Raw genomic sequence first — 3116 nt, 5'->3', positions numbered from 1 at the left:
AAGAGGTCGGGCGCAGCGTCGCCGAAATCGCCGCCAGCCGTGGTATCGACGCCACCACGTCGCTGATCGACCTGCTCGAGGAGCATGACGACGCGCTGCGCTGGGTGGCCTGCGGCGCCAACACGCGGGACGAGATCCGCCACCGCCTGATGGCGCACCCGCACATCCTTCCCGGCTTCACCGATGCCGGCGCGCATTCGCGCAACCTGGCCTTCTTCGACGGCGCGCTGGCCGTGCTGCGACAGTCGGTCGCCACCGGCTTTCTGCCGCCGGAGCGCGCCATCGCCCGGGTTACCGGCGAGGCGGCGCGCTGGTTCAATCTCGATGCCGGCGTATTGCGCGAGGGCTGCCGGGCCGACCTCGTGCTGCTCTGCCCCGAGGCACTGCGCACGCCGGTGCCGGTGCCGATCGAAGTCGACGACCCGCTGCTCGAAGGCGCCCGTCGCATGGTCAAGCGCGGTTCGGAGGCGGCGGTGGTCAGTGTGTGGATCGCCGGCATCGAGGTCGCCCGCGACGGCGCGCCTCTGCCGGTACTGGGAAGCGTGGCCAGCGGAACGCTGCTCGAACCGACGACGAAGATACGAGGAGGAGCGGCGGTACTCGCCCGCCATCGCAATCGCCTCGACGACCGGCTGATCGACCATCCCTTCGACGACTACTGGGACATCTTCGTCTTCAAGCATCAGCAGCGCGGCAACGTCCTGCTGCACTGCCTGGCCGTGCTGATGATCTACGGCAGCGGGCTGGCGCTGCTGGCGACAGGGAATTTCTGGTGGCTGCTGCTGGTGCCGATGTCGCAAGCCACCGGCCTCGCCGGCCATTGGCTGTTCGAGCGTTCGCACGTCGACACGCGCGACGTGGTCTTTTCCTGGCGCGCGTCGCAGTGCCTGAACCGGATGTTCTTCGCTGTGCTGCGCGGCCGCTACTGGCACGAGGTGGAGCGGGTGCGCGGCGAGTTCGCGGCATTTCAGCGCAGCGCCTCGTGATCGCCGTGCCGGCCATTCGCCGTTCGAACCAGCTCTCGGCAATGCTGCTCGGTTATCTCGCCTTTTCCGCCGTCTATCTGGGCAGCGGCACGCTGCAGCTGGTGGCGCCGACGACGCTGCACGGCAGCACGCTCGATGCCGCCGTGCCCTATCTCGACTGGACGGTCTGGGTCTATCTGACGCAGTTCATCCTGCTGCCGACAGCAATCGTCAGCGCGCGCGACGACAGCGATCGCAGCCAGACGCTGTACGCAATGCTGCTGGCGACGCTGCTCGCGGCGCCGATTTTTCTTGCCTGGCCCACCGTGGTGCTGCGCCCGACACCGCCGGACGGCTTCACCGGGCTGGCCTGGCGCCTGCTCTACCTGGCCGACACCCCGGCGAACTGCTTCCCGTCGCTGCACGTTGCCCTTGCTACAATTGCCGGGCGAGCGCTGTGGCGCCGCGGCGCATGCGCTCTGGCGGTGGTCTGGCCCAGCCTGATTGCCGTCTCGACGCTCACCACCCGGCAGCACGTCGCCTGGGACATTGCCGGCGGCATCTGCTGCGCGGCCATCGCCCTCTGGCTGACCAAGAGGATTTTTCGCCTTGATTGCACTCGACCCGCTCACGACGCCGCAGGTGGTTGACGTTGCCGACATCCCGGACGCCGACCGGCGGGCGATGTATGCACTCTACGAGCGCTACTACGACGGCTCCTCGTGGCCGCTTTTCGCCGCCGACCTCGCCGACAAGAATCGCGTCCTCATGCTGCGCGACGAAACCGGCGCGCTGCAGGGCTTCTCGACCATGGCCATCTACCAGCGCTGCTTCGACGGCGTGCCGGTGCGCGTGCTGTTCTCCGGCGACACCGTCGTCGACGAACGCCACTGGGGCCAGCAGGCCCTGGCGTTCACCTGGCTACGGCTGGCCGGCGCGATGAAAACCGAGCAGCCGGAGGTGCCGCTCTACTGGCTACTGATTTCCAAGGGACACCGCACCTATCGTTACCTGCCCACCTTCAGCCGTGCCTTCGACCCTTCTCCCGACGGCAACGCGGTGGGCAAGCTGGGCGCGCTCAAGGACTTTCTCGCGCGCGACCGCTTTGGTGGCGACTACGACGCCACTGCCGGCGTGGTGCGCTTTGCGCAGTCGCGCGGCCATCTGCGCAGCGCCTACGCCGAAGTGCCCGAAGCACACCGCCGCCTGAGCGAAGTCGCTTACTTCCTCGAACGCAATCCGGGTTATGCGCGCGGCGACGAACTGGTCTGCCTCTGCGAACTGGCCGCCGAGCAATTGCAGCCGATCGCCCGACGGGCGTTTCTCGCAGGCATGCGGGCCGCCTGATGAAGACCGGCATCTTCAACGATCCCGAGGTGGTGGTTGAGGGCTGGTACTGGCTGCTGCCATCGCGCAAGCTGCGCCGCGGCCGTGTGGCGCCGGTGCGCCTGCTCGGGCGCGACCTCGCCGTCTATCGTGGCGAAAATGGCCGCGCCGTCGCCCTCGATGCCTATTGCTCACACATGGGCGCGCACCTGGCCGAAGGGCGAGTCGAGGGCAATGCGCTGCGCTGCTTCTTTCATCGCTGGCGCTACGAGGCCGACGGCCGCTGCAGCGACGTCCCCTGTCTCGACGGCGAACCGCGGCCGGGCATGTGCGTGCGCAGCTGGCCGACCGCCGAACGCCACGGCATGATCTGGCTATGGACCGGCGAGACAGCCGCACACGACCTGCCCGAAGTCCCCGAACTCGCCGGACAGCCGTGTGCGGCCCTGCTCGCCAACCGTTTCCGCAAGCGCTGCCACCCGAACGTGGTGCTGATCAACGCCATCGACGAGCAGCATTTCGCCAGCGTCCATCACCTGCCCGGATCGATCCTGAGCATGGAAGCGGTGCCGCAAAACGTCGCCAACATCGAATTCCGCAATGTCGGCAGGGTCCCGACCAGCCATCGCCTCGGCCGCTTCATCGCCCGCTTCTACCGCGGCCCTCTCACCTACAAGATGAGCTACTGGTACGGCAACCTCGGCACGGTCACCTTCGGCCCGGACTTCCTGCACCTGCACCTGATGTTCGCACTGCGGCGCGGCGACGACGGTTCGACCGAAGGGCAGACCTTCGCCTTCACCAGGGAGCGCAGCGGGCTTTTCG

Annotated in this window: 4 protein-coding genes; all 4 read left to right on the top strand. The window is 67.8% G+C overall.

Going from position 1 to position 3116, the window contains the following annotated elements; translation table 11 throughout:
- On the top strand, nucleotides 1–986 hold a 986-nt coding region (locus RUW20_RS02280), incomplete at its 5' end, for an Mpo1-like protein (RefSeq protein WP_313950575.1).
- Nucleotides 983–1615, top strand: coding sequence for a phosphatase PAP2 family protein (locus RUW20_RS02275; protein WP_313950149.1), 633 nt, complete (start codon nucleotides 983–985; stop codon nucleotides 1613–1615). The genes RUW20_RS02280 and RUW20_RS02275, both read left to right, overlap by 4 nt.
- On the top strand, nucleotides 1575–2312 hold the full coding sequence (locus tag RUW20_RS02270; protein WP_313950150.1) for a hypothetical protein: 738 nt from the start codon (nucleotides 1575–1577) through the stop codon (nucleotides 2310–2312). The genes RUW20_RS02275 and RUW20_RS02270 overlap by 41 nt, the downstream gene beginning before the upstream one ends.
- Nucleotides 2312–3116: aromatic ring-hydroxylating dioxygenase subunit alpha (locus RUW20_RS02265; RefSeq protein WP_313950574.1), on the top strand; the 805-nt coding region annotated here is incomplete at its 3' end. The genes RUW20_RS02270 and RUW20_RS02265, both read left to right, overlap by 1 nt.

Source organism: Accumulibacter sp., from assembly GCF_032229525.1.
Taxonomy (GTDB): Bacteria; Pseudomonadota; Gammaproteobacteria; order Burkholderiales; family Rhodocyclaceae; genus Accumulibacter.
Note: the sequence above shows the minus strand (reverse complement) of the source record. Positions and strands in the feature narration are given on the sequence as shown.